Raw genomic sequence first — 1,799 nt, 5'->3', positions numbered from 1 at the left:
ACCCTGCTGTCCGAGGGCCGCGCGGACGGCCAGGCCTGGCTGTTCCCCGCCGAGGCCGCCGACGCCCTGTCGCGGCTGGACCCGCGCGAGGTCTTCACCGTCGAGTTCGTCTTCCGCGACGGCAGCGTCGCCCGCTCGACGTTCGAAGCCGGGGACTTCGCGGCCGGCCGGGCGTTCCTGGCGATGGGGCAGGTTTAGGTTTGGGCTGTAGGCGTTCCCCTGACGTGCATTTTCAGCCCATGCGCCAGATGCTGTCAGTCGCCGCCGTTTTCATCCTGGCCTCGGCCTGCTCCAAGGAGGATCGGCCGCGCCCGCCTGTGAGAGTTGTCGCCAAGCCGGACTTCGACCGCGAATACTTTTGGGACCAGGCCCCCGCGACGTGGGCGAGTGCGCCGACCCTGGTGATCGCCGAAAGAGACAGTCTTTACCCGACGGTCCCTGACGCCGAGCTGTTGCTGACCTGCGAAGCCGACGGAAGTTTGCATGTGCGGGGCGACGCCTACGGTTTTGCGACCGATGTTGGCGGTCCCCCGCAACTGCTGCCCATGTTCGGGCTTCGAAGCCCGGGTGTCTCCCTGTTGGGCGAACCCGTCTGGGAATACGGCGGCTTCGACATGTTCGCCTCCTACCGGCTGCATCCTTCCAAGAGCGAGCTTGCCGCCTTGCTGGGTGGGCCCTGGTTCGAGATCGGCGAGCGATATGCGGATGGCGACGGCGCCGTCAGATATCCGCCGCCGCCTGCCGAACTGGCGCATCGGTTCATGCAGCGTTGCGACAAGGTGCGCGAGGCCGGATAAAAGCCGGCGGTCAGGTTTCGGCGAGGATGCGAGGGGGCGTCGCCTCGGGCTGTTCGCCCTCCACCACCATCACCGGCAGTCGGATCAGCACCGCCGCGCCTTCGCCCAGGGTGCTGTCGATGGTCATGCGGCCGCCGTGCAGTTCGGTCAGGCTGCGGACCAGGGATAGGCCCAGGCCCGTGCCTTGGGCCTTCTGGTCGGCGCCGCCGGCCTGTTCGAAGGGGCGGCCCAGGCGTTTCAGGTCTTCGGGGGCGATGCCGACGCCGGTGTCGGACACCGCCAGCTCCAGGTCCGGGCCGTCCGCGTCCAGCGTCAGGGTGACGGAGCCGCCGGCGGGGGTGAATTTCACCGCATTGGACAAGAGGTTCAGCGCCATCTGCTTCAGGGCGCGGGCGTCGGCGCGCACCGTCAGCGGCTCGGCCGACAGGACGGCGGCCAGATCCACGCCCTTGTCGTCGGCCTGCAGCCGGACCAGGGCGACGGCGGCCGATACGGCGTCGCGCGCGTCGAACTCGGCGACGGCCAGCTGATAGCGTTCGGCCTCGATCTTGGACAGGTCCAAGACGTCGTTGATCAGGTCCAGCAGGTGGCCGCCCGCCTGGTGGATGGCGTCGGCGTAACCGGCGTAGCGGTCGGGCAGGGGGCCGAACAGGCGCTGGCGCATGATGTCGGCGAAGCCCAGGACGGCGTTCAGCGGCGTGCGCAGTTCGTGGCTCATATTGGCCAGGAAGCGGGTCTTGCCGGCCGACTGGGCCTCGGCCTCGACGCGGGCGGTCTCCAGCCCCAGTTCGCGGGCGAACTGGGCCGTGCCGTCGAACGCCTGGGCGATCAGGCGGGGGCGGCGGGCGGCCCGATCATGGAAGGGGGCGACGATCAGGATGACGCGGCGGTCCAGGGCGCTGCGGGGGCTGAACTGCACCTCGGCCGGCTGGCCCGACAGGGCGCGCGCCAGGGCGGGCGTACAGGCCATCATCAGGGTCAGGGCGGAAACGGCGGGGAGGG

At 69.9% G+C, this 1,799-nt stretch carries 2 protein-coding genes and 1 pseudogene; 2 read left to right on the top strand and 1 reads right to left on the bottom strand.

What is annotated here, in order from left to right:
- Window positions 1-198: pseudogene (locus RTU05_RS18160) on the top strand (hypothetical protein); the annotation flags it as partial.
- Between the two features lie 41 nt (window positions 199-239).
- Window positions 240-797, top strand: coding sequence for a hypothetical protein (locus RTU05_RS18155; RefSeq protein WP_312599677.1), 558 nt, complete (start codon window positions 240-242; stop codon window positions 795-797).
- A 10-nt stretch (window positions 798-807) separates the two neighbouring features.
- On the opposite strand, the gene RTU05_RS18150 is transcribed toward RTU05_RS18155, so the two are convergent.
- Window positions 808-1,799: HAMP domain-containing sensor histidine kinase (locus tag RTU05_RS18150; protein WP_312599676.1), on the bottom strand; the 992-nt coding region annotated here is incomplete at its 5' end.

Origin of the sequence: Brevundimonas sp., from assembly GCF_032017145.1 — a bacterium.
In the GTDB taxonomy this organism is placed as follows: Bacteria; Pseudomonadota; Alphaproteobacteria; order Caulobacterales; family Caulobacteraceae; genus Brevundimonas.
Note: the sequence above shows the minus strand (reverse complement) of the source record. Positions and strands in the feature narration are given on the sequence as shown.

Excerpts from the sequence above, each read along its gene's own strand:
- RTU05_RS18155 (WP_312599677.1), top strand. The coding sequence starts at position 240 with ATGCGCCAGATGCTGTCAGTCGCCGCCGTTTTCATCCTGGCCTCGGCC.